The organism is Dietzia sp. DQ11-44, from assembly GCF_014145205.1.
Classification (GTDB): domain Bacteria; phylum Actinomycetota; class Actinomycetes; order Mycobacteriales; family Mycobacteriaceae; genus Dietzia; species Dietzia natronolimnaea.
This window is the reverse complement of sequence record NZ_JAALEC010000407.1, coordinates 1-2,018: the sequence shown is the minus strand read 5'-3', so window position 1 is coordinate 2,018 and position 2,018 is coordinate 1. Positions and strand designations below refer to the sequence as shown.

Below are 2,018 nucleotides of genomic sequence, written 5' to 3'. Positions count from 1 at the left end.
GCCTCGCCCTGCGGGCCGGTCACCGGGCGGCACCCCGGCGTGCGATGCGCGCGGCGGCGATCAGTCCGGGCACCGCCACCAGCACCGCACCGAGGAGGTACCACCAGGGGGTGAGGCCGATCGTGGTGCGGATGACGTGCAACCCGGTGACGACGACGAGGACCACCACGCCGGAGCCCGCGACCCCCCAGAGGTACGTCCGGGCCGAACCACGGGGACTGGCGCCGATCGATCGCCGCTGCCAGAAGATCACGGCGAACAGCAGCACCACGTACGGCACCATCGCCCAGTTGGAGAACATGATCGCGATGGTCCCGGCACCCATCACCACCGCGATGACGGCGGCGAACCAGGCGAAGACCCGGGCGTCGCGCGTGGAGCTGACCGGCGGGCGACCCTCGACCTCCGCCAGGAGCCGGGCGGCCTCGGCGCGATCGAGCTCGCCGGTGGCGGGGTTCTCCGTGGTCATGGCGACACCTTCCTCGTGACGGTCCCGGGAGTGTCCAACCGGGCAATGACTAGACCATAGGCAACTACTTTCCACTTTGGCAAGTAGTTTTCACCGCCCGGCCGCCGGGGGCGGTGCCGATCACCCCGGGTCCACTACACTCGCGCAGGTCATGGAATTGAAGGCAGTCAAGAAGGACCTCATCGCCAAGATCGCAGCCCCCCGCGATTCGTCGCGCGCCGATCCGGTCGACCCCTACCTGCCCAGCGCCGGGAACCACGGCTACCGGGTGACCCGGTACGAACTGGACCTCACCTACAAGATGAGCTCCAACAACCTGCGTGGCCAGGCCGTCATCACCGCCACGGCCACCGAACCGCTCGACTCGGTGCAGCTCGACCTGTCCCCCCACCTCGACGTGTCCAAGGTGTCTCTCGACCGCGGTCGGGTCGCCAGGTACAGCCGGCCGCGGGGCAAGCTCACCGTCACCCCGGCCGAGCCGATCCCCGTCGGTGCCGCGTTCACGCTCACCATCCGGTACGCGGGCAACCCGCGCCCGATCCGCGGCGCATGGGGTGAGGTCGGGTGGGAGGAACTGACCGACGGGGTCCTGGTGGCCAACCAGCCCAACGGCGCCGCCAGCTGGTTCCCGTGCGACGACCACCCGTCGTCCAAGGCCCCGTTCCGGATCCGGCTCACCACCGACTCCCCGTACCGCGCGGTCGTGACCGGTTCGCTGGTGGGCAAGAAGCGCAGCGGCAGCACCACCACCTGGGAGTTCGACCTCCCGCAGCCCACCTCCACCTACCTCGTGACGATCAACCTGGGGCAGTACGAGCACCTGGAGGTGACGGGTGGGGCGGTGCCGTTCCACGCCTACCTGCCCGCGGACCTCAAGCGGGACTTCCGGGTGGCGTTCGCCCGCCAGCTCGAGATGATCGAGGTCTTCACCGACCTGTTCGGCCCGTACCCGTTCGGTGAGTACAAGGTGGTGGTGACCGACGACGAGCTGGAGATCCCCCTCGAGGCGATGGGCATGTCCACGTTCGGCCGCAACACCGCCGAGGCGGGCACGGACGACGAGCGGCTGATCGCCCACGAACTCGCGCACCAGTGGTTCGGCAACGCCGTCACCGCCGCCGAATGGAAGCACATCTGGCTCCACGAGGGCTTCGCCTGCTACGCCGAGTGGCTGTGGACCGAGTTCTCCGGCGGCGCCGACGCGGGCAGCCACGCGCTGCGCTACTACTCCAAGCTGCAGAACTCACCCCAGGACCTGCTCCTGGCCGACCCCGGCCCCAAGGACATGTTCGACGACCGCGTCTACAAGCGCGGCGCGCTCACCCTGCACGCCCTGCGCCTGACGATCGGCGACGAGCAGTTCTTCCAGCTGCTGCGTGACTGGGTGACCAAGTACTCGGGCAGCACCGCGACCACCGACGACTTCCTGCACATGGCCGCCGACCACTCCCCCGTCGACCTGCGTCCCCTGTGGTCCGCGTGGCTGTTCTCGGAACCGCTGCCACCCACCCTCGGCATGCCCGATGACCACGCCGGCCGCCGCTGAACC

2 protein-coding genes are annotated in these 2,018 nt (G+C 69.4%); one reads left to right on the top strand and one right to left on the bottom strand.

Features of this window, described 5'->3' with window-relative positions:
* Nucleotides 1-19: 19 nt before the first annotated feature.
* Nucleotides 20-469 (bottom strand): hypothetical protein, encoded by a 450-nt coding sequence (locus tag G6018_RS10670; RefSeq protein ID WP_182610046.1) that lies wholly within the window; start codon nucleotides 467-469, stop codon nucleotides 20-22.
* Nucleotides 470-626: 157 nt separating this feature from the next.
* Here G6018_RS10670 and G6018_RS10665 point away from each other — a divergent pair, with 157 nt between their 5' ends.
* Complete coding sequence (locus G6018_RS10665; protein WP_182610047.1) at nucleotides 627-2,015, top strand: M1 family metallopeptidase; 1,389 nt, start codon at nucleotides 627-629, stop codon at nucleotides 2,013-2,015.
* The last annotated feature ends 3 nt before the right edge of the window (nucleotides 2,016-2,018 follow it).

Bases quoted from the DNA above. Each gene is read 5' to 3' on its own strand.
- G6018_RS10670 (WP_182610046.1), bottom strand. From the start codon at position 469: ATGACCACGGAGAACCCCGCCACCGGCGAGCTCGATCGCGCCGAGGCC.